Annotated in this window: 25 protein-coding genes; 5 read left to right on the forward strand and 20 right to left on the reverse strand. The window is 37.7% G+C overall.

What is annotated here, in order from left to right:
* Window positions 1-13: 13 nt before the first annotated feature.
* The 5 genes from purU to argC all read right to left on the reverse strand — a co-directional run bounded on the left by purU (window position 14) and on the right by argC (window position 5393).
* Window positions 14-913, reverse strand: a complete 900-nt coding sequence (gene purU / locus ACZ5R4_RS10880) for a formyltetrahydrofolate deformylase (protein ID WP_109983098.1) — start codon at window positions 911-913, stop codon at window positions 14-16.
* Between the two features lie 206 nt (window positions 914-1119).
* On the reverse strand, window positions 1120-2295 hold the full coding sequence (locus tag ACZ5R4_RS10885; protein ID WP_464367296.1) for an acetylornithine/succinylornithine family transaminase: 1176 nt from the start codon (window positions 2293-2295) through the stop codon (window positions 1120-1122).
* The gene (gene argB, locus ACZ5R4_RS10890) at window positions 2288-3100 is read right to left on the reverse strand and encodes an acetylglutamate kinase (RefSeq protein WP_109983100.1); all 813 of its coding nucleotides are present in this window, start codon (window positions 3098-3100) and stop codon (window positions 2288-2290) included. Before argB ends, ACZ5R4_RS10885 begins: the two co-directional genes overlap by 8 nt.
* Before the next feature lie 14 nt (window positions 3101-3114).
* A complete protein-coding gene (argJ, locus tag ACZ5R4_RS10895; protein ID WP_109983101.1) occupies window positions 3115-4341 on the reverse strand; it encodes a bifunctional ornithine acetyltransferase/N-acetylglutamate synthase in 1227 nt (408 codons plus the stop codon).
* Window positions 4342-4355: 14 nt separating this feature from the next.
* Window positions 4356-5393 (reverse strand): N-acetyl-gamma-glutamyl-phosphate reductase, encoded by a 1038-nt coding sequence (gene argC, locus ACZ5R4_RS10900; protein WP_347834980.1) that lies wholly within the window; start codon window positions 5391-5393, stop codon window positions 4356-4358.
* Window positions 5394-5690: 297 nt separating this feature from the next.
* Between argC and ACZ5R4_RS10905 the strand changes: the two genes are divergently transcribed.
* Complete coding sequence (locus ACZ5R4_RS10905) at window positions 5691-5939, forward strand: hypothetical protein (protein WP_464367297.1); 249 nt, start codon at window positions 5691-5693, stop codon at window positions 5937-5939.
* Window positions 5940-6015: 76 nt separating this feature from the next.
* On the opposite strand, the gene ACZ5R4_RS10910 is transcribed toward ACZ5R4_RS10905, so the two are convergent.
* The 3 genes from ACZ5R4_RS10910 to ACZ5R4_RS10920 form a co-directional block, all read right to left on the reverse strand.
* Window positions 6016-6684, reverse strand: coding sequence for a response regulator transcription factor (locus ACZ5R4_RS10910; protein WP_277678020.1), 669 nt, complete (start codon window positions 6682-6684; stop codon window positions 6016-6018).
* Window positions 6685-6693: 9 nt separating this feature from the next.
* The gene (locus tag ACZ5R4_RS10915) at window positions 6694-7857 is read right to left on the reverse strand and encodes a sensor histidine kinase (RefSeq protein WP_464367298.1); all 1164 of its coding nucleotides are present in this window, start codon (window positions 7855-7857) and stop codon (window positions 6694-6696) included.
* 310 nt (window positions 7858-8167) lie between these two features.
* Complete coding sequence (locus tag ACZ5R4_RS10920) at window positions 8168-9091, reverse strand: fumarylacetoacetate hydrolase family protein (RefSeq protein ID WP_109983105.1); 924 nt, start codon at window positions 9089-9091, stop codon at window positions 8168-8170.
* A gap of 253 nt (window positions 9092-9344) precedes the next feature.
* On the opposite strand from ACZ5R4_RS10920, the gene ACZ5R4_RS10925 reads away from it, so the two are divergent.
* Window positions 9345-10844 carry a NarK family nitrate/nitrite MFS transporter gene (locus tag ACZ5R4_RS10925; RefSeq protein ID WP_464367299.1) on the forward strand — a complete coding sequence of 500 codons (1500 nt, stop codon included), beginning with the start codon at window positions 9345-9347 and terminating at the stop codon, window positions 10842-10844.
* 167 nt (window positions 10845-11011) lie between these two features.
* Here the strand turns inward: ACZ5R4_RS10925 and ACZ5R4_RS10930 are convergent, their stop codons facing one another.
* The 4 genes from ACZ5R4_RS10930 to ACZ5R4_RS10945 form a co-directional block, all read right to left on the reverse strand.
* On the reverse strand, window positions 11012-11734 hold the full coding sequence (locus ACZ5R4_RS10930; protein WP_109983107.1) for an amino acid ABC transporter ATP-binding protein: 723 nt from the start codon (window positions 11732-11734) through the stop codon (window positions 11012-11014).
* Window positions 11731-12387, reverse strand: a complete 657-nt coding sequence (locus ACZ5R4_RS10935; protein ID WP_054789083.1) for an amino acid ABC transporter permease — start codon at window positions 12385-12387, stop codon at window positions 11731-11733. The genes ACZ5R4_RS10930 and ACZ5R4_RS10935 overlap by 4 nt, the downstream gene beginning before the upstream one ends.
* A gap of 244 nt (window positions 12388-12631) precedes the next feature.
* Window positions 12632-13426 carry a basic amino acid ABC transporter substrate-binding protein gene (locus ACZ5R4_RS10940; RefSeq protein WP_109983108.1) on the reverse strand — a complete coding sequence of 265 codons (795 nt, stop codon included), beginning with the start codon at window positions 13424-13426 and terminating at the stop codon, window positions 12632-12634.
* Window positions 13427-13572: 146 nt separating this feature from the next.
* Entirely contained in the window at window positions 13573-14724 is a 1152-nt protein-coding gene (locus ACZ5R4_RS10945) for an MFS transporter (protein ID WP_109983109.1), read from the reverse strand.
* A gap of 229 nt (window positions 14725-14953) precedes the next feature.
* On the opposite strand from ACZ5R4_RS10945, the gene ACZ5R4_RS10950 reads away from it, so the two are divergent.
* The gene (locus tag ACZ5R4_RS10950) at window positions 14954-16969 is read left to right on the forward strand and encodes a cellulase family glycosylhydrolase (RefSeq protein WP_464367300.1); all 2016 of its coding nucleotides are present in this window, start codon (window positions 14954-14956) and stop codon (window positions 16967-16969) included.
* Window positions 16970-17375: 406 nt separating this feature from the next.
* Here ACZ5R4_RS10950 and ACZ5R4_RS10955 read toward each other — a convergent pair whose 3' ends face one another.
* From ACZ5R4_RS10955 to ACZ5R4_RS10970, 4 genes are read right to left on the reverse strand one after another with little or no spacing between them, the layout of a single operon-like run.
* The gene (locus ACZ5R4_RS10955; protein WP_245902241.1) at window positions 17376-18071 is read right to left on the reverse strand and encodes a CAP domain-containing protein; all 696 of its coding nucleotides are present in this window, start codon (window positions 18069-18071) and stop codon (window positions 17376-17378) included.
* 60 nt (window positions 18072-18131) lie between these two features.
* Window positions 18132-19118: a Gfo/Idh/MocA family protein gene (locus ACZ5R4_RS10960; protein WP_109983112.1), complete on the reverse strand. Its 987-nt coding sequence runs from the start codon at window positions 19116-19118 to the stop codon at window positions 18132-18134.
* A 12-nt stretch (window positions 19119-19130) separates the two neighbouring features.
* The gene (locus tag ACZ5R4_RS10965) at window positions 19131-20468 is read right to left on the reverse strand and encodes an MATE family efflux transporter (RefSeq protein ID WP_109983113.1); all 1338 of its coding nucleotides are present in this window, start codon (window positions 20466-20468) and stop codon (window positions 19131-19133) included.
* 22 nt (window positions 20469-20490) lie between these two features.
* Complete coding sequence (locus ACZ5R4_RS10970) at window positions 20491-21297, reverse strand: glycosyltransferase family 2 protein (RefSeq protein ID WP_109983114.1); 807 nt, start codon at window positions 21295-21297, stop codon at window positions 20491-20493.
* 327 nt (window positions 21298-21624) lie between these two features.
* On the opposite strand from ACZ5R4_RS10970, the gene ACZ5R4_RS10975 reads away from it, so the two are divergent.
* On the forward strand, window positions 21625-21855 hold the full coding sequence (locus ACZ5R4_RS10975; RefSeq protein WP_054789077.1) for a Fur-regulated basic protein FbpA: 231 nt from the start codon (window positions 21625-21627) through the stop codon (window positions 21853-21855).
* A gap of 30 nt (window positions 21856-21885) precedes the next feature.
* Here the strand turns inward: ACZ5R4_RS10975 and ACZ5R4_RS10980 are convergent, their stop codons facing one another.
* Window positions 21886-22212 carry a MerR family transcriptional regulator gene (locus ACZ5R4_RS10980; RefSeq protein ID WP_054789076.1) on the reverse strand — a complete coding sequence of 109 codons (327 nt, stop codon included), beginning with the start codon at window positions 22210-22212 and terminating at the stop codon, window positions 21886-21888.
* Between the two features lie 183 nt (window positions 22213-22395).
* Between ACZ5R4_RS10980 and ACZ5R4_RS10985 the strand changes: the two genes are divergently transcribed.
* Window positions 22396-22683, forward strand: a complete 288-nt coding sequence (locus ACZ5R4_RS10985; protein ID WP_054860195.1) for a HesB/YadR/YfhF family protein — start codon at window positions 22396-22398, stop codon at window positions 22681-22683.
* Between the two features lie 36 nt (window positions 22684-22719).
* On the opposite strand, the gene ACZ5R4_RS10990 is transcribed toward ACZ5R4_RS10985, so the two are convergent.
* From ACZ5R4_RS10990 to ACZ5R4_RS11000, 3 genes are all read right to left on the reverse strand, one after another.
* Window positions 22720-23880: a family 43 glycosylhydrolase gene (locus ACZ5R4_RS10990; RefSeq protein WP_109983115.1), complete on the reverse strand. Its 1161-nt coding sequence runs from the start codon at window positions 23878-23880 to the stop codon at window positions 22720-22722.
* Between the two features lie 175 nt (window positions 23881-24055).
* Complete coding sequence (locus ACZ5R4_RS10995; RefSeq protein WP_109983116.1) at window positions 24056-25222, reverse strand: aminotransferase; 1167 nt, start codon at window positions 25220-25222, stop codon at window positions 24056-24058.
* Complete coding sequence (locus ACZ5R4_RS11000) at window positions 25219-25716, reverse strand: Lrp/AsnC family transcriptional regulator (protein WP_109983117.1); 498 nt, start codon at window positions 25714-25716, stop codon at window positions 25219-25221. Before ACZ5R4_RS11000 ends, ACZ5R4_RS10995 begins: the two co-directional genes overlap by 4 nt.
* Window positions 25717-25819: the final 103 nt, after the last annotated feature.

A 25819-nucleotide genomic window follows, 5' to 3' on the forward strand; every position in this document is an offset into this window, starting at 1 on the left:
CATGCTTTCCCTGTTAAAATACGATGGTTTTGTTTCCATATACAATAATGCGATCATCCAAATGCCATTTGACCGCTCTCGCTAAGACGCTACGCTCTACTGATTGGCCTATTTTCTTCATTGCCTCTGCATTATCTCGATGATCTACACGACTAATATCCTGTTCGATTATTGGACCTTCATCTAAATCATTGGTTACATAATGAGAAGTCGCCCCAATTAATTTAACTCCACGATTATATGCTCTCTCATACGGTTTGGCACCGATGAAAGCAGGTAAAAAGGAATGGTGGATGTTAATAATTTGGTTTTTAAAGGTTCCAACAAAATGTGGTGTCAAAATTTGCATATATCGAGCGAGAATGATTAAGTCCACATTATATTCTCTCAGTAGCTCAATTTGTTTTTGCTCGACTTGCTCACGGATATCTTTGTTTGCTGGAATATAGTAATACGGTATGCCTAAAGATTCTACAATTTCTCTAGATGTCTCGTGATTACTGATGACTAGTCCAATATCCGCTATCATATCACCACTTTGCCATTCCCATAAAAGCTCTAATAAGCAATGGGGCTCTTTGGAAACAAAAATAGCTACCTTCTTTAATTGATCTACATATTTAAAGGTTGCTTCCATGTCGAATTGCTTTCTAATTGCTTGAAACTCTTCTTCCAAATTTTTTATTTGGCTTTTCAGCTCCGGTATTTCAAACTCGATCCGCATAAAGAATTCACCACGGTCCGGGTCTGTCGAATATTGATTGGACTCAATAATATTAGCATTGTGCTCATAAAGAAATTGTGAAACTGCCGCCACAATACCTGGCTGATCAGGACAATTAATTAACAGTCTTGCACGATTTTTGTGTTCCTGACGAAAAGTGTCTATTTTTTCTTTCATATATGTCTTCATTAATGATCCCTCTTTACTCCATTCATTCTTTATTTATTACTATTCTACCGCATTTGCTCTTAGAATTCTGAATTATTTTATCATAATAAAGAAAACTCGGCAATTGCCGAGCCGTTATCCTTCATGCAATTCATCCATTCTGTTACACCTAGAACGCTATCACTTAAGTTTATGCTGCTACGATAGCGTTCCTTTTCAATGCCATATTATATAAACAGCTGCTTCATAATTGCTAAAAATTGATCCACTTCTTCTCTCGTTGTCGTTAATGGAGGTAAAATACGTAAAACATTCGGTCCTGCTACAATGACTAGTAATTGATAATCTTCCCGAGCTTTATTGACATAATCAATTGCTGGTTTGTCTAGTTCTAGTCCAATTAGTAATCCCATACCACGTAATTGTTTGATTGTATTGGATTTAGCTGCGATTTTCTCTAACCCTGTCCAAATATCATGAGCCATTTCGTTCGCCTCATTCAAAACGTTTGTAGTCGTTAGCTCCGTCACTGTTGCAACTCCCGCCGTTGTAGCAATCGGATTTCCTCCAAATGTACTACCATGAGTTCCAGGACTGAAGGCCTTCGCCACATGCTCCTTGGCAATAATTGCCCCAATTGGAATACCTGATCCAAGCCCTTTTGCTAAGCTAATCACATCTGGTTCGATTTCATACTGTTCATATGCAAAAAGAGTACCCGTTCGTCCCATTCCTGTTTGAATTTCATCTACCATAAGTAGAATTTGTTGATCATAGCATACCTTTGCCAATTGCTTCAACCATTCTTTATCGGCAGGTAAAACTCCACCCTCTCCCTGAACTAATTCTATGAGAACAGCATCTGGGTTCATCGATGTTAACTGCTCCAGTGCATCCCAATCATTAAAAGGCAGGAAAGAAAAGCCTGGTGTTAAAGGAGTAAAGCCTTGATGTATTTTCTCCTGACCTGTTGCAGATAACGTGGCCATCGTTCGTCCATGGAAGGAATTTTTAAATGTCACAATCTGTGGTATCTCTTTAAGAAATTGATCCTTTGCATATTTTTTAGCAATTTTTAATGCTGCTTCATTTGCCTCTGCACCACTATTACAAAAAAATACTTGATCTCCACAACTATTTGCGACAAGCAATTGTGCGAGCTTGTCTTGTGACGGAATATGGTATAAATTAGAACAGTGCCAAAGGTGTCCTAATTGCTCTTGAACAGCCTTTTCTACTACATCAGGAACGTGTCCTAAGTTACATGTCGCTATACCTGATGAATAATCTAAATATTTTTTCCCTTCCTCATCCCATACATAGCTCCCCTTCCCTTTCACTAATGTGATTGGAAAACGGCCGTATGTACTCATAACTGGGTTCAATTCTACCTTCTCAGACATGACTCTTTCCCTCCTTATTTAATAGAATTCTAGTACCAATTTCTTTTCCTTGCATAAACTGCCATAATCCATCTGGTTCTATCCCATCTATAATAGAGACTTCCAAGACATGTTGATGTAAGGCCTTAATCGCTGACTGTACTTTTGGAATCATGCCACCTGCTATGACCCCTAAGTCTATGAGTTGATTGGCTTTTACTTGATCCAATTGATGAAAAATATGCTTTTGTCCATTTTTTTCTTCGTAGATTCCTGGAATATCACTTATATAACAAAGCTTTGCACCTAAGCTCTGGGCAACCGCAGATGCAGCCATATCGGCATTAATATTAAAACGCTCACCTGACTCATCGATTCCAATCGGAGAAATAATTGGTATAAATCCTTTTTCTACTAAATCCTTGATGATCATGGTATTCACATTCGTAACCTCACCAACAAAGCCCATATCCTCCTTATTGTCTACCGGCTTTGCTGTTAACAGTCCTCCATCGATACCACTGATGCCAAATGCCTTGCCCTCTGCTTCTACTAGCTTTCTAACAATCTGTTTGTTGATAGAACCACTCAGCGCCATTTCTACTACATCAAGCACCTCTTGCGTTGTCACCCTTAAACCATTGACAAATGTAGTAGGGACTCCTGTTTGTTTTAGTAGCTTAGAGATAAGTGGTCCTCCACCGTGAACGATGATTGGCTGCCATTCGCCTTGCTTTTGTAAATCGACAACATTTTGATAAAAAGAATGAGGCAGCTTTTCTAATACACTGCCACCACATTTAATCACGACGTATTTTTTATTCACGTTTTCTTTCCTCCTTATGTTCGATAAGAAGCATTAATTCTGACATATTCATAGGACAAATCACATCCCCAAGCAGTTGCTTTACCGTTTCCGTCTCCTAGTTTTGCAAGGATTTTCACCTCATCCTTTAGCAAATAATTTTTGGCCTCTTCTTCATCAAACCGGTGGGGAATACCGTTTTCTACAACTAGGATATCTCCTAAATAAATGCTTACCTTATCAGGATTTAATGACTGACCACTATAGCCTATAGCCGTAATAATTCTCCCCCAATTAGCATCAGCACCGTGTAGAGCGGTTTTTACAAGATTAGAAGAAATAATCGATTTTGCAATAGCCTGAGCAGATTCATCTGAGAAGGAGCCATCCACGTTTACCTCGACTAACTTACTCGCACCTTCCCCATCTCTCGCAATTTCTTTTGCTAAATACTCACAAACAAACTTTAATCCGGAGTAAAAAGTCTCCCAATCTGAATGGGCGTTTGTTAATGGCTGATTACCTGCTTTGCCATTGGCTAAAACTAAAACCATATCATTCGTGCTTGTATCTCCATCTACTGTGATCATATTAAACGATTGATTAGTAATCTTTTTTAGTGTAGTCGATAATTGCTCTGACGAAATGTTTGCATCCGTTGTTACAAAACCTAGCATTGTCGCCATATTTGGATGTATCATACCAGAACCCTTTGCCGCACCACCGATAACTACTTTCTCTCCATCTATTTCTAATTCGATGGCGATTCCTTTTTCATGTGTATCCGTTGTTAGAATAGCTGTTTCGAATTTTTCCGCACCTTGATGTTCGGCTGTATGAATTTGACTAATACCCGTTTGAATTTTCTCCATTGGCAAAAGCTCTCCGATTAAGCCTGTAGAAGCGACGGCTGCTAAATGTTCTTCCACACCAACTGTTTCAGCGAAAAGCTTCCGCATATCATAGGCATCCGTTAGACCTTGTTCACCTGTACAAGCATTGGCAATTCCAGAATTCACGACAACTGCTTGTAGCTTATTTTCTTTTGCAATACTTTCTTGTGTTACTTTAAGCGGTGCTGCCTGGAATACATTGGTCGTATATACACCAGCTGCTTGGGCTGGTACATCAGAATAAAACCATCCAAAATCGATCTTTTGTTTCCGTATACCACAGTGCAAACCGCCTGCATGAAATCCTTTAGCTGTGGCTATATTTCCATTTTCTAATACCTTAAAATTCTCCTGTTGTACGTTATACATTCGTTCTCCACTCCTTATGGATAAATCGGCAACTGAGTTAATCCAGTCGTTTCTTCCCATCCGTTCATTATGTTCATATTTTGAATTGCTTGGCCTGATGCACCTTTGACTAAATTATCGATCACAGATACAATAATAAGCTTTCCTGTCCTTTGATCAGCATATAATCCTATATCACAATAATTGCTACCATAAACTTCTTTCGTTTGTGGAAAAACTCCCTCTTTCCTTATCCGAACAAAAGGATGATACTTGTAAAAATCTTCATATAATGCAATCAATTGATTAGTCGATTGTTTTTCCTTTAAATCAACATACATTGTACTCATGATTCCTCGAGTCATCGGGACAATATGAGGAGTAAAGGTGATTTGAATTTCCTCTTCGGCCGCTTTTGATAATACTTGTTCAATCTCGGGAATGTGTTTGTGATTACCAATCTTATAGGCTTTGAAATTTTCATTCATTTCTGAAAAATGAGTATTCAATGATAAGCTTCTACCTGCTCCTGAAACGCCTGTTTTGGCATCAATTATTATATTTTTCCGTTCGACCATATCATTTGCTAAAACCGGTATTAAACCTAACGTCGTAGCAGTAGGATAACAGCCAGGATTAGCAATTAAGCTAGCACCTTTAATGCTCTCATTGTTTATTTCACTTAGTCCATAAACTGCTTGATCTATATATTTAGCTTCTGCCATTTCCTCTCCGTAATATTGCTCGTATAATTCATGGTCTTCTAAGCGAAAGTCTCCAGATAAATCAATACATTTGATCCCTTTATCTATTAATTTAGGAATCTGGTGTTTGCTAACATTGGATGGAGTAGCAAAAAAGACTATATCCACCTCTTTCGCTAGTTGATCTTCATCAAACGATTCCATCTCTACATTTACAAGATCAGATAAATGTGGATATACTTCAGAAAAGGAAGTCCCACTATTGGAATGCGAAATAATAGTAGTTAATGTAACATTGGGATGATTATATAAAAATCGAATTAATTCAACCGCACCATATCCTGTTCCACCAATAATTGCTACATTCACGATTGTTATCCTCCTATACAATTTTCCGTATGTGATATTTTATAATTATACTCTATTTTGTATTTTCATGCAATAATGTTTCCAAAAAAGAATAAAAAATTCGAAAGCTTTCCATAAGATACTCCTAATTAAATTTAATCATTTCGCTATCGTTTCAGCTTTTTATTCTTTATATCCGCTTTAGTAATTGTATAAATATCCATGAATATGCATAAAGAGGTGTTCTTTTGGATATTAATTGACTCCTCAATTAAACCGAATGTCTCATGACGAATAGATGACTTTTCTATGAAATAAATGACTTTCGTTATCTTTCTTAAAGTGGAAAGAAAAGATATGATGAGGATGAAATTTATCTTTCGTAATGGAGTGGTTAAAATGGAAAGGGAATCGAAACAACCTTCGTTAGAGTCAAAACGAATCGACCAAGAGTGGTTAAGGCTTATTTATTTAGCCAAAATTCAGGGAGTTTCAAAAAAGGATGTAGCCATTTTTCTGAAAACATATAGTCAATTAAAAGAAACACTGGTGAAGTCAAAAACATAAAAGCACGAACGCTTTAAGTACATAGCTGCCATTCCATAAACCTTGTTGTTGTTAATCCCTTAAAGCGTATAGGATGCTATAGGTTTTTCACTAAAATAATTGCCTCTGCACGACTCGACACTCCAAGCTTTCGATAAAGCTTACTCGTATAATTTTTGATCGTTCCTATGGAAAGAAACAAGGAATCTGAAATCTCCTTATTTGATTTACCATTTAATATTTCTTTTAGTACATCTGCTTCCGCTTTCGTAAGGTGAATATTTCTCGATTGTAGCTTTTCTCTGATTGCTGACAAGGGATCTTCGTTTCTTTCCGTTTTTTGCAATAATTGCATAAGCATGGGCTGAATAGATTGCGGGATGATTATTTGTCCACTATTGCATTGATGGATAACCTTAGCCAAATCCACTACATTCATATCCTTCAATACATAACCACTTGCTCCATTTCTTAATGCTTCTAAAATATAGGCATCATCTGAGAAAGTGGTTAGCATGAGAATTTTTATTTGTGGGTATTTTTCTTTGATGATACTCGTTGCAGTTATTCCGCCCATTATTGGCATTCGAATATCCATTAAAATCACATCTGGCTGTAGTTCTTCCGCTTTATCAATAGCCTCTTTACCGTCATTGGCAATTGCTATAACCTCCAAATTATCCATTTGATTGAGGACAACGGAAAGGCCATCACATATAAGCTTTTGGTCATCTACCACCATTAACTTCACTTGATTTTCACTCATAATTCCACCCTACATTTCTCCAAAGTTTACTTGCTCCCGAGGTAACACAATGATAAGTGCAAGTCCTGTTCTTCTATTATCATAATCCATCTGAAAGCTACCGCCTATTTCCTTCACTCTCTCCTCCATTGCTGTTAAGCCAAAGCCCTTTTCCACTTTTGTCTTCTCAATACCTGAGCCATTATCCTCTAGTCGAAAATGGAGAAGATTCTCTTCTGTCTTAATACTTAAGAAAAAACGATCTGCTCCTCCATGTCTAATTCCATTATTTAAACCTTCCTGCAACGCACGATAAATAACTATTTCCTGAGCTGGTTTCATCCATTCTTCTTCAATTTGTAAATCTTGATCTATGATAACACTTGTTTGCTCCACCGTTTCGTTTAATAATGCACGGACAGCAGTTTCAAAATCAATAAAAAAATGACTTTCCTGTAAATAATGAACAGATTGACGTACTTCTTGTAGCCCTTTATCTAAATTACCTCGTATTTTTTGTAGCATTTCTTTCGCTTCTGCTTTATTCGTTTCCAATAAAGCGATTACGGCTTGTAATCCTATCAAGGATGTGGAAAAAGAATGGCCGATGGTATCATGCATTTCACGAGCAAAGCGTCTTCTTTCCGAAATAATCACGTTCTCCTCTAATTTCAAAGAAGATGCTTTAATTTTTTCATAGGCTTCTTCAAGCATTTGCTTTTGTTTTACTGACTTAGACACCATATAACTGAACAAAAAGACCACAAGGAATTCGGTAATCCTAGGTATAATAAAGCTTATTTCCTGAAAGGATGGAAACCCAAACGCTATCCATTTTCCGACGACAAAAGTGATATATCCAGTGGCAGCAAACGGAATACTTACCTTTAATGGATGGTGAAAAACAACCTCCCCTATTAAAACAAGTAAGTATACCTGTGAGATAAAAGACTGGTCGACACTTATAATGATAGAAACTATTAAAAGCTGGAAGCATAAAAATAATATGCCTTTGGTATCTTCTAAGGATAGTTTCCAAATGTAATCCCTTACTATTTGTACGAATGTGTAGAATCCAACAAGTGTATAAAGTAGTTCTAAATGATGCTGGCGATCTAGAATAAATAAAGGTATTAAGACGAGAAAAACTCCAGTAAAGAAATGAGACATATTCTTTTCAAAGGTTTGTTCCATAAGTCCTCCTTATCTAATAAAGCTCTATCTGTATGGGGCTTTTTACTTGTTAGAAGTGTTTATTTTCTGTCCATTATATGCTCGACAAAGGAAAATATATCTATGAATATATTACTAAAGTCATCCACATCCGTAAAATATAAACACTATTGTAAGATTAGAAAAACTCGCATTCGCTCGTTCTTTTAGCGGATGCGTTAGCTTTTCTTATACCTTGGACTTCAAAATTTCCGCTTCATCGCTTTACTACTTGCAAAAATTTTATACTTTCTTAACGTAAAATAAAAAACTCACCCTTAAAAAGAGTGAGCTATTGCCTTGGTGCTACAACCTCATTTTCCATCATACCAATGCCTTCAATTTCTACTCTTACTTTATCTCCTAGCTTAAGGTATGTTGGTGGGTTCATTCCCATACCGACCCCGTCTGGAGTACCTGTCAAAATAATATCTCCAGGCTCTAGTGTGATTAGTTCTGATATAAAGCTTACGATATGTGGAATATTGAAGATTTGGTGCTTCGTATTAGAGGATTGTCGCATTTCTCCGTTTACATATGACTTAATATTTAATTGATTTGGATTCGGGATGTCATCGACTGTAACGATATATGGACCTATAGGGGTGGTATGATCAAGGGATTTCCCTTGTAGCCACTGCAATGTCCGCTTCTGTAAGTCCCTAGCAGATATATCATTAGCGATTGTATATCCCGCAATGTATTCGAAAACATCTTCTTGTTTCACATTGGATGCTTTTTGTCCGATTACTACACCAAGCTCTGCTTCATAATCTAACTTTTCCGTTTGATCCGTTTTATAAATACTATCCTCAGGACCTATTAAAGCATTATTAAATTTAGCAAAGAGCACTGGGTAATCGGGAACTACCCCTTTCATCTCCGCTATATGCTCCGCATAATTAGTCCCAACACAAATAATTTTCGAAGGATTCGGTACAGGAGGCCCTATCACAACCTCTTCTTTTTTATATTGGTATTCTGGTGGTTCCTTTTGCAAGAAAGCATCGATCTTTTTTGCTTCTTCTAGTATAGCTTTTCCATTGGAATAAAATTGATCTGGATCACTCGGGAATACACCTATACTCGCTAAATTATTTTCTTTTAATTTCATTTGTGCATAGCCTTTTGATAAATCGATCACCTTATCATCACGCATGATACCGATCCTGTTTAATGAAAAATCATTTTTTAAACGATAGTTTACCAGCTTCACCTCTAACTCCTCCCATCTTTAGTATCATCTTATCATGGAATTGAAAGAAAAAGAATAAGAAGAACACCTACTTCAAAGGACAACATCATTATATGCAGCATTTTTCCACTGTATCCTCCCTTATTTTAAAAAGTATGTGAACCCTTCTTACAACTACTAAGACAAATGGGAATCAGTCATGGCAAACTATAAAATGAGACTTCTGCCATTGGCAGGTCTGACAAATAGATAGCTATTTATAGGGAGTGTTTTCATGACGATCAAAGATTTGTTTTCATTTAAAAGCGAACGAATAAAGGTTCTTCATTTTACCTGGTTTGCTTTTTTTGTCTCCTTTTTTGCATGGTTCAGTATGGCACCACTTGCTACAACGATGATGGAGAACATGGATTGGCTCACGGCAGAACACCTAGCAGCTCTCGGTATTTGTAATGTGGTGTTAACGATCCCTGCTAGAATTATCATCGGCCAATTGTTAGATAAATGGGGGCCGAGAATCGTCTTTTCAGGGTTACTTATAACGATGTCACTACCTACTATTGTTTTTGCTTTTGGTGATACATGGATTCAATTAATGATTTCAAGATTGGTGCTTGGAAGTATTGGTGCAAGCTTTGTAATTGGTATTCGGATGGTTGCCGAATGGTTTCCTCCTAAGCATGTCGGATTTGCGGAAGGCATTTATGGCGGGTGGGGGAATTTTGGCTCTGCAGCTGCAGCTATTTTATTGCCATGGTTGGCGTTAACCGTTTTTGCTGGGGATAATGGCTATCGATACGCCCTCGCATTTACAGGGGTGGTTTGCTTTTTATATGGAATCCTCTATTATTTTGTCGTTCGGGATACCCCTAAGGGAAAAAAGCTGGTCAGGCCTAAGCGAACTGCTGCATTAGAGGTTAGTAGCTGGGGCGACTTAATTCAGTTAATGATATGGACCCTACCATTAGGCGGAGCAGTAGCAATTAGTGCATGGAGATTAGAAGGATTAGGGTTTATTTCGAAGCCAATATTATATGTTGTTTATACAGTTATCCTTATTGTCCTGTTTTACCAGCTCTATACCATCTTAAAAATCAATATTCCCATTCTGAAAAAAGGAGTGCCTAAGGAGGATCGCTATAAGTTCCGTAATGTAGTGGCATTAAATAGTACTTATTTTGCTAATTTTGGAGCGGAACTTGCTATTGTTTCCATGCTCCCGATGTTCTTCCAGCTAACCTTTTCTTTATCGGCGGCACAAGCTGGGCTCATCGCCTCTTCTTTCGCCTTTGTAAATTTACTTGCACGGCCATTAGGGGGTATGTTATCGGACAGATTAGGAAGTCGTAGAAAAGTTATGCTCGTTTATATGATCGGTATTTCCATTGGCCTTCTTCTTATGGGGTTCATTAATTCGAGCTGGCCATTAGCATTTGCTGTCGCCATTACGATCATTACTTCCATGTTTATTCAAGGAGCGGAAGGAGCAACCTTTGCCGTCATTCCCCTCATAAAGAAAAGAATAACAGGGCAAATAGCTGGCATGTCAGGAGCATACGGAAATGTGGGATCGACTGTATATTTAACTTTATATACCTTTGTTAGCGCCCAGCAATTCTTTTTTCTGCTGGCAACAGGTGCTATCATTAGTTTTATCATCTGTTATTTTATGCTAGACGAGCCAAAGAACTCCTTCGCAGAAAACTATTATTTAACAGAGGAAGAGCTAGTAGAAGCTAATCAAATTGTTGCACCAGTGCGAAAATCGATGTAGAACACTTTAGAAAAACTCATATTCGCACGTCCTTTAGCGGATGCGTTAGCTTTTCTTATATTTTGGACTTCAAAAGCTTCGTCGCTATTCTTCCTGCAAAAACTTTATACTTTCTGACCTTATAAAGAAATAACCCGAGCTTGGCTAAACTCGGGTTATCCCTTCACTTATAATACTTTACTCAAAAACGCCTTTGTTCTTTCATGCTGTGGATGTTGAAAGAGACTTTGGGGTTCATTTTCTTCCACAATGTATCCCTCATCCATAAATATTACTCGATCGCCAACTTCTCGAGCAAAGCCCATTTCGTGTGTAACTACTACCATTGTCATACCTTCTTGAGCTAATTCCTTCATGACCTCTAGTACTTCTCCGACCATCTCTGGATCTAAGGCAGAGGTAGGCTCATCGAATAACATGATTTTAGGTTCCATGCCGAGCGCTCTGGCGATGGCTACACGTTGCTTTTGGCCACCAGATAAGGAATCAGGATAAACCCCTGCCTTTTCCTCAAGTCCAACTTTTTTAAGTAGTTGAAGCGCCTTTTTCTCTGCCTCTTCTTTCTTCCATTTTCTTACCGTAATCATTGGCAGTGTGATGTTTTGTAATACCGTTTTATGAGGGAACAAATTAAATTGTTGGAATACCATGCCAACTTCTGTACGCAATTTATTAATGTCTACACTTTTATCAGTAATGACTTCTCCATCAATTGTAACCGTTCCGTCTGTAATGGATTCAATTAAATTTAAACAACGCAAAAAGGTGGATTTACCTGATCCTGATGGACCTATTACCACAACCACTTCGCTCTGTTTAATTTCCGCGTTAATATCCTTTAATACTTCTAATTTCCCGAAGCTTTTTTTTAAATGCTTTACAGAGATCATTTCACATCAAGCCTTCTTTCCAAATAGTTTAGCAGATAGGTTAAGCTTAACGTTAGAACTAAATACATCAATGCTACCATGATGTATGGCTCCCATACACGTAGGTACTGTCCCGCAGCTGCTCTTCCCCAATAAAGTATCTCTTGAGCAGCAATCATAGCACCTAAAGAAGAATCCTTTAATAAGACAATAAACTCATTGCCAAGCGGAGGTATTGATCTTTTAAATGCCTGAGGCAAAAGAACATGCCTCATCACTTGAAATTTATTCATCCCTAAGGAGTGAGCTGCCTCTGCTTGTCCTTTATCGATTGACTGGAGACCTGCTCTGAAGATTTCCGCAACATATGCTGAAGAGTTAAGCGATAGAGTTACCATAACGGATGTAATAGCAGTTGTGGAACCTAATACTGTTGGTAAAACAGCATAATGGAATAAAAATAATTGCACTAAGAGCGGTGTTCCTCTAAGGAAATTAATATACCAAACAAATGGTAGCCTTACGATGAAGATGGAGGACATTTTTCCTAATGCTATAAAAAAACCTAGAATACATCCCATTAGTACCCCAACAACAGACATTAAAATGGTTAAACCCATCCCTTGCATAAAATAAGGGAAATATTCGACGACGATGTCCATTCTTAAGTCCATTTTTTCAACCTCCTTCTTTCTTTCATTTCATTTATCCTATTGTTTCCCGAATAAGTTTCTGAACAAACAACAAAAGCGCTGGGCACCCGTTTCTGGACGCTTGCGCTGGACGTTTTTCAATGCGCCTTTGGGTGCCTGTTTTATACTTCTTAATTTACAAAATAGAAAAGCGCAACGAAACCGCTACGCCTTTATTGTGAGCTTTATAAAGTCTCGCTTTTCTTTATTTATCTGATATGGAGAATTATTTTAATCCTTCCAAGTCTGGCTCTACTCCAAACCATTCTTTATAGATTTCTGTATATGTTCCGTTTTCTATTAATGTTTCTAGAGCAGCATCGAACTTTTCCTTCACTTCACTACCCTTAGGGAACATAATTCCATAGAATTCCGACTCAAATGTTTCAGGATCTGTTATCATTTCAACATTCGCATCAGGATTATTGGCTACATACTCATCTGCTACGACATTATCTGTCACTACTGCATCAACATCCCCTGATTGTAAGGACATAAATGCTAACGTATTGGATTCGTATTTTGCAATATTTTCATGATTTTTACCTAGTATTTTCTCTACTGCTTCTGCACCTGTTGTTCCTGTTTGGACGCCTACTTTTACGTTCTTAATATCCTCACCACTTGTTATATTTTCCCCTGAACGAAATACAATCTTATGTGTTGATTCAAAGTATGGTGAAGAAAAATCGTATGTTTGCTTACGATCTTCATTCATCGTAATTCCAGCAATAGCTAGGTCAGCTTCACCACTCTGGACAGATGCAAGCATCGATTCCCAACCGACATTCTTAAGCTCATATTTGTAGCCAGCCTCTTTCATTAATGCATCCATCAAATCAATATCAAAGCCAACAACCTCTCCCTTATCTAGAAAAGAAAATGGCTTAAATCCCGATTCAGTTAATACATTCAATGTTTGGCTGTCACTCTGCGCATCCCCTTCTGCATCGTTCCCACCACAAGCTACCAAAAGAGCTAACAATAAAACTGGTACTATTTTTAATATCCATTTATTCATAAATATTCACTCCGTTTTGTATTTATACATGACAGTATTTTATCATATGATATTTTCTTTCCAATTACAATAAGTTTGATTAAAGTCTTTATTTTAAAATAATTCTGAAAACTTGTTTTACCTTATAACTTACTACCACTTCTATATTATACTTTACCAAATGGTAACATATGATACAGCAACAACAACAGAGTCCCTAATGAAGTCAAAATACCCATATACAGATACAAGGTATCACCACCAAATGCATCCATGATCATCCCACCAAATAATGAACCAATGATACCAGATAGACCAAAGAATACGGATACAAAAACTAGATGTCCTGTTGATTGTAATAGTTTGGGAATAAGTCTTGTCACATATTGAAATGCGGTTAGATAAAATACACCAAAAGTAAGACCATGCAAAAATTGTAGCCCAACGATAAAAATCGGTTCGTCAAAACTAGCATAGAAGAACCATCGAATAGAATATAAGATACCAGCAGCAATAATAAAAATTAAAGGATGATACCTTCGAAACCAAAGTCCAGCTGTTGCATAGACTAATGCCTCACTTGCAACCCCAACAAACCATGCGTAACCAATTAAATTCTCCGATCCGCCAAGAGAATCAATATAGATACCTACAAAACTATCATTAGCACGATGTGATATGGTAAGCAGCGTGATGAGACCAAGGAATATGACAAACGGTTTCGTTTTAATTAATAAGCCAATATCCTGAAATTGAATTGGTCTTGTTTCGACCTTTACGTCTACTAGCCTTGTAGCAACAAGTAATGCTAAGAAAGCGAAGATTATGTATGGCCATAAGATATATTGAACCCCGATTTTAGCTAATATTTCTCCTACTAGAAGAGAAGACACTGCAAACCCTATCGATCCCCATGTTCGAATGGAACCGAAGGAAATTCCGAGCTGATCTGCTCGTCGTTGTGACAGGCTATCCCCTAATGCCCCAATAGGTGAAGAGAAAAAGAAAAAGACTGCACCTAGCGATAACAGTAATGGTAATGTTTTCATTTGCAAAAAAATCGCACTACTAATAAGCAATCCTATCAAACATAGTAGAAGTATTTTTTTTACTGTTTGATACTTATCACTCATATAACCCCAGAATGGTTGTGAAAATATTGCGATAAAAGGACCGATCGCCATTACCCAACCAATCTCCGTTCCATCTAACCCCGAGTATTGTAAATATAATGGTAAAAAGCTTACGATAATCGTATTAGCCCCGTGAAACCAAAACAAAAGCATTTTTAATGGTACGGTCGATTCTCCCCTAGCCATATAAATGGCTCCCTTCTTGTTGATTAATCAAAAGAACTAATCTAACTATTATACGTCTTCTAGTATTTAAAGAAAAGGCTTGTATTTTCACAACATTTAAAAAATGTCTAATTTTTACAGCAAAACACCACTTATTTTCGTGGTATTTTTCCATTTTTAGCTATGATATCTTGTGTTTAGTAAGCGTTTTCCTTTTTGCTTACAAAAAACATGTAGGAGGAAACATTCTATGAAAGCTTCTTTATTAAAGGTATTGCTCTTGGTTTTATTCCTTCTTAGTACTACTTCCATAATGACTTTTGCAGAGGAAGAAATCGACATCGAGGATTATGCCCAGAATATGCAGCCAGGCTGGAACTTAGGAAATTCCTATGATGCAGTAGGAGAGGATGAAACAGCATGGGGAAATCCTTTTGTTACGAAAGCGCTCATTCAAAAAGTAGCAGCAGAAGGCTTCCGTAGTATTCGCATCCCGATAACGTTTGATCAACGAATGGCAGCCGGTCCAGATTACACAATTGAGCAGGATTTTCTAAACAGGATTGATCAAACGATTAATTGGGCTTTAGAGGAAGGTTTATATGTCATGATTAATGTCCATCACGATTCATGGATCTGGATGGAAAATGGAATGGAGACTGATCATGATAACACCGTAAAACGCTATCGGGCGATATGGACACAGCTCGCTGATCGTTATAAGAACTATTCAACAAAAGTCATGTTTGAAAGTATCAATGAGCCAAGATTTGCTGTAGAAGAGAATGAGCAACAGCATTTAGATGAGTTAAACGAAGCATTTTATCAAATTGTTCGAAATTCTGGAGGATCGAATGATATTCGCCCACTGGTTCTACCAACATTAGATACAGGACAAGAGCCAGAGAAGTTAGATGGTTTGTCCCAATTCATTTCTGAGCTTAATGATCCAAATATTATTGCAACCGTGCACTATTATGGATTTTGGCCCTTTAGTGTGAATATCGCTGGATATACACGCTTTAATGAGGAAGTGAAACAGGATATCATCGATAATTTTGATCGGGTCTATAATACCTTTGCTCCTCATAACATTCCTGTCGTCATTGGTGAATATGGCTTATTAGGCTTTGACAGACATACTGGCGTCATTCAACAAGGAGAAAAATTAAAATTTTTTGAATATATGCTTCATTACGCACAGGAGAAAGGCTTTGTGCATATGCTTTGGGATAACGGTCAGCATTTAGGCAGAACTAGTCTGGAATGGGCTGATCCAGAACTAATCGATATGATCCAAACAAGCTGGGAGACAAGATCTGCTCTTCCAAATGAGAATTTTATTTATTTGAAAAAAGGGGAGGAGATTACGGATAAGACAATTTCCTTCGAATTCAATAGTCATACGATTAATCAAATCCTATTAGATGGCGAGCCATTAAGAGCAGCTGAAGACTATACCGTTTCGTCTGATGCAGTTACCTTCCATCAAGAACTTCTCGCTTCAGTTGTTGATCCTAACCAAACAGGAAATCAAGCTACCTTAACGGTTGATTTCTCTGGTGGCTTTGATTGGGATATAGATATCATTAATTACCAAACCCCTTTACTAGAGGATGCAGTAGGCACTACCGAAAGCTTCCAGATACCAACCGCATTTAATGGCGATCAGCTAGCAACAATGGAGGCCTATTATCCAGATGGATCCATCGCAGGCCCCCAAAACTGGACAGGCTTTAAAGAATTTGATTATACATTTTCTCCGAACTATGAAAACCGAACAATTGAACTCAAACAAAATTTCTTCCAAGAGGTTAACGATAGCGAGGTTCAACTAACTTTCCATTTCTGGAGTGGAGAAAAAGTGGACTATACGATTGTAAAAAATGGTACAAGCATTGAAGGGACTTCTGGACAATCAACGCCAGCTCCACCTGAGAAAGATACAGAAAAAGAACCTGAACCAAAACCTGATCCAGAGGATTCAAATGATGAAACAGAAAAAGAAGAAGATGTACCAGAAGGAATAGATGATGAAGACAAACATTTGGAACGAAACAATGAGGAAAATGAAAAGAATGAGAAAACAGAAGACTCTGAGGCTCCAAACAAAGAAACTCAAACAAAAGAACAAACAACTGATTTTATAGAAGAGCAAAGGTTACCAGATACAGCAACACAGCAATATAATTTTCTGTTAGGTGGGATTATCTTATTGGTGCTAGGAATTGGACTCTTTATATGGAGAAGGAAGAAAATAATATAAGAGGGAGTGGAGAAACGCGTTTCTCCACTCCCTTGTATTTTTTATTGGGGATTACTTTTTTTGCAACCTTGCTCATTAGTTTTGCGAGTGGACTAGCTTTTTTGCAACTTACTCTTTATTCTTGCGAGTTGGACTCCTTTTTTTGCAACTTGCTCTTTATTCTTGCGAGTTGGACTCCTTTTTTGCAACTTGCTCTTTATTCTTGCGAGTTGGACTCCTTTTTTTGCAATTGCTCTTTATTCTTGCAAGTGAATTCGCTTTTTTGCAACTCACACATTTTTCTTGCAAGTTGCACTAGCTTTTTTGCAACTTGCTCTTTATTCTTGCAAGTTGGACTTCCTTTTTTGCAACTCACTCTTTATTTTTGCGAGTCCGGCTCGCTTTTCTGCAACTAGTTCGATACATACTATTTCTTAATAAACACTTGCGTCCAGTAGTTTCCATCTTTATCATAACCAATTCCGATATGTGTTACATTAGGGTCTAGAATGTTTTTGCGATGGCCTTCACTGTTTAACCAGCCTTTTACAACTTGTTGCGGTGACTGTTGACCTGCTGCAATGTTTTCTAATGCTTCTGAATACTCTACACCTGAGTCCTCGAGCAAATCAAAGGTGGAACCAAAAGTTGGAGAAGTGTGAGAAAAGTAATTGTTTTCTGACATGTCCTCCGACTTTTTTTGGGCGACCTCTGCTACTTGTTGATCAGCACTAAGTGGTTCGACTCCATTTTCTTGTCTTGCTTGATTTGTCAGCTCGATTACTCGTTGTTTAAAATTAGCATTGGATTGTTGTGATTTTGGTTGATTTTCCACTTTTGGATCCTGTTGTTCTTTATCCGCATTTGGCATTTCATTTGCTTCCTGCTGATTTTGCCCGGGTTCAGGATTGTCATATCGGAAAATATTTTGCTCCCTACCTGGATTAACGGGAACACGGAAGCGTCCACCATCCTGATCTTGATCTGCTTGATTTTCTTGTTCATCTGTATAGTTCACATAATCAGGGTTTATGTTTTCATCCTCAGGCTCTAATGAGGATTGGTTACAGCCAGTAATAAACATACCTACCAATAAACTTATTATAAAAAATAATTTGTACATAAGGATTACCTCCATTTTTAGCTATGCAATCCTTACTATGTACGTTCTTTTAAATTTTATTCAGTCAGTGATTTCCTTTAAATCAATGACACGATTTTCTTCAATAGACCTTCTTGCAGCTATCGCTATTTTAAAGGATTGCCAAGCATCTTCATAGGAGGATAATATAAAGCTGCGATCCCCTGTCTCTACTGCTTGTAAAAAAGCTTTTGCTTCTTCATGGTATGGATTGGTTTTAGCAGAATAAATTGATTTTTTGCCTACTGTTGCGACTTCTAGCTCCTTCATTCTCCAAGTAACCATCCCTTTATTTGTATATGCTTTAATATGGACATCCCCTAAGCCACCAGGCAATACGGAGGTGTTAGCTACTTGTACGACTATCCCGCTGTCCATTGTCAATGTAAACGACCCGACATCTGCAACGGTTACCGTATCATCTGATTGAGCAGCAGATGTCTGGTTTTCGACAGCATAAACAGATTGCACCTCCCCATAGAGATAACGAATCAAATCAACTAAATGAGTAGTTTGTTCATTAAATTGGCCTCCAGAAAGCGCTTGATTTTTCCACCAATAAACAGGAGGCATCGACCCCATCCATCCTGCCGTTACCATTCCTGTCGTGACAGTATGATTGAGCTCCATCCACTTATCTACAATATCTGCATATCGAAAATGATAACCAACGGAAGTTAAATGGTTTCTTTCCTCCACTAAATGTTTGATTTCCCGGACTGCCTCTTCCTCTAATCCTAAAGGTTTTTCTACAAAAAAAGGAATTTGATTTTCAATCAATGTCTTCTCATAGGATTCATGCCCCATTGGTGGCACACAAATATAGACGGCATCCAGCTTTTCCTTTGCCATCATCTCTTCCAGTGATGCGTACCCGTTAGTACCACTAAACTCCTCTGCGAATTTTTCAGCTTTCTCTTGACTTGAACCAACAAAACCGACTACATTCACATGATCAAAGCTGGATAGGATTTGCACATGATGCCTAGTGAATCCGCCTGTACCAATAAAGCCAATGTTTATCGTCATTTCTCCACTCCCCTATTCTTTTTGAAAAATTTGTTTCGTACGCCATTTTCCAAATCGGTAATAGCCGAATGCAAACAGGCTACTTAACATAAAGCTTACACCAATACCATAAGCAATTCCATCCTCACCTAACCATTTGGAGAAAAGATAAGACAATGGATATCTTAGAAGCCAAAAGGATAAGAGGTTGAGTATTAATACTTGATACATTGCGCCTGACGCACGGACAATTCCATTTAAAACAAAATTAATTCCTAAGAATGGGTAAAAAAAGGCCACAATGGTCAAATACCTAGCACCAAACCGGACCGCTTCCTGATCTCGAATAAATAGTTGAATGCCGAAAGAAGCAAAAAACACGATCAGCCCTGCAAAAACAAACATAATAATCGCATTATAAACCGTAGCAAATAGTGCTATTTTCTTCACCCTGCTCCATAAGCCAGCCCCAATATTTTGACCTGCCATACTATTAACTGTTGCACTCAGCGCATGGGCGGGGAGTAAAAATAAGCTATCTAAACGTTGAGCCGCACTATAGCCTGCTACTACGCCCTCCCCATGTGAAGCGACAACACTCATAATAGCAGCAGACCCTGCTGATATAACAGCCATCTGTAATCCAGAAGGAATACCAAGATGAAGAATCAGTTTTACCTCTTGCCATTCTGGTTTAGATGGCCATTTTAACGGGATCAATCCTTGCTTTATAATATAAACAACTCCGAAGATAAAAGAAAATCCTTGTGATAATATCGTGGCAAGAGCAGCCCCTTGAATCCCCATGCCAAATGTTGAAATGAATAACGGATCTAGCACGATGTTTAATACTACAGCAATGGAAACAAACAGCAATGGCGTTTTGCTGTCTCCAACAGCACGCAATACTGTACTAATAAAATTATAACCAACTAAAAAAAGGATACCAGAAGCGTTAATACGTAAATAAATCGTAGCATCTTCCATCATGCTCTCAGGCGTACTAAGCAGATTCAGAATCGGCTCTGCAAGTAGATAGCCCGTTATCCCCATCAGGATAGCCAAGCCAGACAATGTTACAATAAAAGCATTGACATAACTCTGAAGTCCTTCATCATTACCCTTTCCTTTCTGTTGGGACAAAATCGTCAAGGTCGTATTATTAATACCAATAATGAAAGACAATACAGTAAAAATAACGGTACCAGCTACTGCTACTGATCCCAATGCATTGCTACCAAGCAAATTACCAACCCATAAACTATCCACAAATTGATACGATACTTGAAGCAAATTGGCGAACATGATGGGGGCAGAGAAATAAAATAAATCGGCCCATATATTTCCCTTTGTAAAATCTCTTTGCTTCAATTTTCCTCTCTCCTTCAATTAGCTATAGCTTTAAACGGGAAGGAATCATTTTGCCATCCCAAATGCGCTTGCTCTCGGCTTCTCTTTCCTTTACCTCAGGCTCCTTCAATAACAGGAAAAAGTTTTTAGTCGGCAGCTCACCTAATTGATGCTTTTGCGATAATTTATCTAAATAAATTCGCATCTTATCTAAATTCTTTGATTGATTATTACCTGTCTCAGAAAACTCATAAAGCACACTAGCCACAGGCACCCGTTTCACGCGATATTTTTCCGCCACACGCAAGAAGAAATCCCAATCCCAATAATTACGAACCGCCTCATCAAATATCCCGATTTCTTCATGAATTGCCTTTCTATACAAACAGCCTGACGGTACAAATGTTGAAAATTGACGCATAGCTTCTAGATCCATTCGATAGGCAAATAAATAATGATTAATAGGGATTCTTTCGCTCTCCGTTTCACGGTAATTCACAATTTCTACATCCGAATATACTAAATCATACCCAGTGATTTCATTCAGCATTTTTTCCATATGTGTCGAGAGGATTAAATCATCATCATCTATAAGCATAATGTATTCCCCTTGCGCATATGCTAAACCTGTGTTTCTTGCTTTAACATGGTAACTATTCTTATCTAAATTGAGTAATTTAGTAGTTAATTCTGGATACAAAGCGACAACATCCGAGATATCCTTCCCAGCATCATTGACAATAATCACCTCAAAGTCCTGATAGGTTTGCTGTTCTAATGCTGCTAGTAGCTCTGCTAAGGCAACAGTACGATTATATGTTGGAATAATAACAGAAATAGTAGGTTTCACAGAAAATACACACCTTTTCCATATATTTTGCGGCTAAATTAAGTTTGTTTAAATTGTATGTAAACTTTATTGACACTAGCCAAGACATCGATAGAATAAAAGCATATGATATAGTCGAGCAAAAAATCGATGAAGCAATTTCTATTATATATCAACTAAAATGCCAGTGAAAATAATTGAAATTCATACAGCAAATCAATTTATATTACAAATTCAAAACAATTTCGTCACGATTCAGAAACAAGTGCATACTCATCATCCGTATATCATATAACAAACATGGTAATACTTACATTAATGATGATTTTCTCTTGAGGAGGCTTGAAGATGGCATTTTTACGTGAAGCAGTGGAAAAACAAAAAATATTTCTTATCGAGCAGTTAATCGCAAGCGGCGTGGTAAAAGAAGATAACCAAGAGCTTTACAATAAACCTATAAGTGAAATCGTACATGATTACGAAAAGTTTTGTCTTGAATTAGATCGTACGACTCAAAACAGCTTCAAATTCACGAGATATAATCCTGAACGGCAAGAAGAGAAGCCTGATTTTCATTAGGCTTCTCTTCTAATATGACAAACACCTTGCTTATCGTTCTTTTTGTATACCGAATCTTGCGTTTATTTCACCACGTAGTAGCTCTCGCTTCTTCTTTTTCTCTTTTCTCTTTTCCGCACGAAGCATGTCTTGCCTGATCTCAAATGTCTGTACTCCTTCTTCCCGCTTGTTAGCTATATCAATCAATAATTCTACATCCGCAAAGGAATACTTGCGATTACCTTTTGCCGATCGTTCTGGAAAAACTAATTTTCTTTCCTCATAATAACGGATCTGTCTTTCTGATAAGCCTGTTAACTCACTAACAACACCTATTGTGATCACTTTACGCGTTTTATATGAAGGATCTTCAGCCAAAGGAGACACCACCCATGCTTAGTTTCGTAAAAACCTCTTGATTAAAAGTATACACCTTTTAACTATAGATTAAATAAGTTATGTAAGATAATCTGACAAACATTTAGTTAACAACATTAAAGGTGGATTCCATTGCCATTTTACTGGCTTGTCTGCTATATTGAAACAAAGGGGGACGAAAGAATGGAAATGACCATCACTAAACCTGCAGCCCGCTGGTTTATTCAAGAGCTTGACTTACAACAAAACGATGCTGTTCGTTTTTTTGCTAGATACGGTGGATTCGGAGGCGTACATAAGGGATTTTCATTAGCATTAGAAAAAACAGAGCCAGTCAATGCCGGATTAAAAATCGTCGAAGAAGGTGTTTTGTTTTTTGTAGAGGAATCGGACTTGTGGTATTTTGATAACAAAAATTTTCATATAAAATATTCAAGAAAATATGATGAAATAGAGTATGTAATAAAATAGAAAAAGAGGTGCCACCATCATGACACCTCCTTTTTGTTATTTTATTTCAACTATAGCTTTTGCTTTTTTCCCTGAAAAGTCTATCGAATAACCTGGTTCCCCAAAGTATGGGAAACCATCCTTCGTCCAAAATAAACGCTGGATTCTCGCATGACGATTATGGTCATATAGTGGGTTATCTGTATTAAACCCTTTATATGGGCGAGCATGATAGATGATTAACTCATAGCCCTTCTCATCTACGGAAAAGCTGTTGTGTCCTGGGCCATACTCTTCCGTGTTCTCGCTAGATACCATAACAGGTTCCTTCATTTTCGTCCAAGACTTTGGATTTAATAAATCACTATTGATATCAGCATAAAGCAAGCCTACTGCGTAATTTTCATCGGTAGCACTACCAGAAAACGCAATAAAAATCTTCTGATCATTTTTGAGCATCGCAGCACCTTCATTTACATCAAATCCAATTCTCTCCCAATCATATTCTGGGGTTGAAAGTAACACTTGTTCTTTAATCGTCCATGGATTTTCCATCTCCGCAATATAAAGGTTAGAGATCGTATCATCTTCTACTTTCTGTGCCCACACTAAATAACGTTTCCCATTATGCTCAAAAGTGGTTGCATCCAAAGAGAAGCTATGGAACGCTGTATTAACCTGCCCTTTCTCTATCCAATCCCCTTCTAAAGGATTATCCGCTTCGCATTCCAACACGTATGGACGAATTGCCCAAACATCATCCTTTTCCCCGGCAGCAACGTGTATGTACCATTTCCCATTAATGAAATGAATTTCTGGTGCCCAAATATGCTCCGACATAATACCTGACTCATGCTTCCACCAAATCACTTTTTCCTCTGCTTCTGGTAAATCATCAATGGTTTTGGCTCTTCTTAATACAATTCGATCATACAATGGGTAAGAGCCAGTGAAGTAATAGTACCCATCCGTATGTTTATATAAATATGGGTCTGCCCGTTTTTCAATAAATGGTTTTGGGTAATCCTTATGTTGAATTTCTCCTTCTATCTCTATTGTCCCTTGTTGATTCAAAAGAGAAGGATCAGTGTTTTCCCAAACTACGTCAAACGGTGCTGTTATATCATCATTCAAATCGACGTCTACTTGATTCGGTAATTCAGGAGCCTCCCCTACATTCGTTGTTGTATTCACCTCATGTATACGCTTCACTTCCATCTTGTACATCCTCTCTGCTCTCTATAAATTCTATTATAGACAAACTCACTTGTACTTACAACTGAATATTATTGTCTTTCATTTGAGAACTTGTACTTATAAATGAAAGACAAAACAAAAAAGTCTTTGGATCAGCTAAAAACTGAAACAAAGACTAAAATCTTTTCCCTATTGTCTACTTAGTGTACTTTTCTACAAATCGACTCATTCTTTTCATTGCTTGATCTAATTGTTTAATAGATGTCGCATAGGAACAACGAATATAACCTTCCCCACTTTCGCCAAATACATCCCCTGGTACAACGGCTACACGTTCTTCTTCTAGTAACCTTTGGGCGAACTCCTCTGAGCTCATTCCTGTTGCCTTAATCGAAGGAAAAACATAAAACGCTCCACCTGGTAAATGGCAGGAAAGTCCCATTTCATTTAAAGCCTTCACGACAAAATTCCGCCTTTGCCTGTAGCTTGTTTTCATTTCCTGCACACTTTCACTTCCATTACGAAGTGCTTCAAGCGCTCCATGTTGTGCCATCGTTGGAGCACACATCATCGTGTATTGGTGTATCTTTAACATTGCCTGAATAATTTTTTCAGGGCCCACCGTATAGCCTAAGCGCCAGCCTGTCATGGCAAAAGCTTTAGAAAAACCAGTAACAACAATGGTACGTTCCTTCATGCCATTAATGGAAGCAACACTTGGCGCCTTATCATCATAGGAAAGCTCTGCATAAATTTCATCCGAGATCACGAGTAGATCGTGTTTCCTTACCACAGCAGCGATACTTGTTAAATCCTCTTTACTAAGGACTGCCCCTGTCGGATTGTTTGGACTACATAATATGATAGCTTTTGTCCGCTTGGTAATCGCCTGTTCAATCTGTTCTGCAGTAATTTTAAATGCATTGTCATTTGTCGCACTTACCGTCACTGGCACCCCACCAGCTAAACTAACGATCGGGCTATACGCTACAAAGCAAGGCTCCACAATAATCACTTCATCCCCTGGATCAATAATTGCACGCAAGGATAAATCAATTGCCTGGCTACCGCCCACAGTAACAAGTATTTGTGACTCTGGGCTATATGTCACGTCAAAATTATTTTCTAAATAATAGCTGATTTCTTCTCGCAATTCAAAAAGGCCTGCATTCGCCGTATACGCAGTATATCCCTGTTCAAGCGAATGGTAGCTTGCCTCAATGACACTCCATGGAGTGACAAAATCTGGTTCACCTACACCTAAAGAAATAACATTTTCCATTTTTGATGCTAGATCAAAAAATTTACGAATACCTGATGGCTTTATCTCTTGTACTTGTTGGGATAAATAATAAGAACTCATGGCGACACCATAATCCTTTTATCGTTATCTTCATCATCATTTAGAATAATGCCATCATGTTTGTATTTCTTTAGGATAAAATGTGTAGTAGTAGAAATAACCGTATCTAATGTTGACAGCTTCTCGGAGACGAATCGACTAACCTCCATCATTGTTTTACCTTCTACAGAAACACTTAAATCGTATGCTCCCGACATTAGATAAACAGCCTTCACTTCCGGAAATCGATATATTCTTGAGGCGATTTTATCGAATCCTACCCCTCTAACAGGTGTCACCTTTACATCAATAAGTGCAGCAACCCCTTCATATTCATAGACATTAGACCAGTCCACAAGCGTAGAGTATCCTAATATTGCATGCTCTTTTTCTAGATTGGCAATCATTTCTTCCACTTTATCTGGTTCCACATCAATCATTTTACTTATCGTGTTCGTATCTATTCTTCCGTTTTTCTCTAAAAGCTTCAGCAGTTCAATTTCCTTTTGTTCCAATCCATTCACCTTCTTTAACCATTATGTATACACTAGCTTATAACAATTATATTTAATCTTACTACAATTCATTTCAAATATAAACCATGACAATTTCGAAAAG

The organism is Gracilibacillus sp. JCM 18860 (genome assembly GCF_055395245.1).

Coding starts and splice junctions, on each gene's coding strand:
- purU (WP_109983098.1), bottom strand. CDS start 913: ATGAAGACATATATGAAAGAAAAAATAGACACTTTTCGTCAGGAACAC.
- ACZ5R4_RS10885 (WP_464367296.1), bottom strand. CDS start 2,295: ATGTCTGAGAAGGTAGAATTGAACCCAGTTATGAGTACATACGGCCGT.
- argJ (WP_109983101.1), bottom strand. CDS start 4,341: ATGTATAACGTACAACAGGAGAATTTTAAGGTATTAGAAAATGGAAAT.
- ACZ5R4_RS10905 (WP_464367297.1), top strand. CDS start 5,691: ATGACTTTCGTTATCTTTCTTAAAGTGGAAAGAAAAGATATGATGAGG.
- ACZ5R4_RS10910 (WP_277678020.1), bottom strand. CDS start 6,684: ATGAGTGAAAATCAAGTGAAGTTAATGGTGGTAGATGACCAAAAGCTT.
- ACZ5R4_RS10915 (WP_464367298.1), bottom strand. CDS start 7,857: ATGGAACAAACCTTTGAAAAGAATATGTCTCATTTCTTTACTGGAGTT.
- ACZ5R4_RS10925 (WP_464367299.1), top strand. CDS start 9,345: ATGACGATCAAAGATTTGTTTTCATTTAAAAGCGAACGAATAAAGGTT.
- ACZ5R4_RS10930 (WP_109983107.1), bottom strand. CDS start 11,734: ATGATCTCTGTAAAGCATTTAAAAAAAAGCTTCGGGAAATTAGAAGTA.
- ACZ5R4_RS10935 (WP_054789083.1), bottom strand. CDS start 12,387: ATGGACTTAAGAATGGACATCGTCGTCGAATATTTCCCTTATTTTATG.
- ACZ5R4_RS10940 (WP_109983108.1), bottom strand. CDS start 13,426: ATGAATAAATGGATATTAAAAATAGTACCAGTTTTATTGTTAGCTCTT.
- ACZ5R4_RS10945 (WP_109983109.1), bottom strand. CDS start 14,724: ATGGCTAGGGGAGAATCGACCGTACCATTAAAAATGCTTTTGTTTTGG.
- ACZ5R4_RS10950 (WP_464367300.1), top strand. CDS start 14,954: ATGAAAGCTTCTTTATTAAAGGTATTGCTCTTGGTTTTATTCCTTCTT.
- ACZ5R4_RS10955 (WP_245902241.1), bottom strand. CDS start 18,071: ATGTACAAATTATTTTTTATAATAAGTTTATTGGTAGGTATGTTTATT.
- ACZ5R4_RS10960 (WP_109983112.1), bottom strand. CDS start 19,118: ATGACGATAAACATTGGCTTTATTGGTACAGGCGGATTCACTAGGCAT.
- ACZ5R4_RS10975 (WP_054789077.1), top strand. CDS start 21,625: ATGGCATTTTTACGTGAAGCAGTGGAAAAACAAAAAATATTTCTTATC.
- ACZ5R4_RS10985 (WP_054860195.1), top strand. CDS start 22,396: ATGGAAATGACCATCACTAAACCTGCAGCCCGCTGGTTTATTCAAGAG.
- ACZ5R4_RS10990 (WP_109983115.1), bottom strand. CDS start 23,880: ATGGAAGTGAAGCGTATACATGAGGTGAATACAACAACGAATGTAGGG.
- ACZ5R4_RS10995 (WP_109983116.1), bottom strand. CDS start 25,222: ATGAGTTCTTATTATTTATCCCAACAAGTACAAGAGATAAAGCCATCA.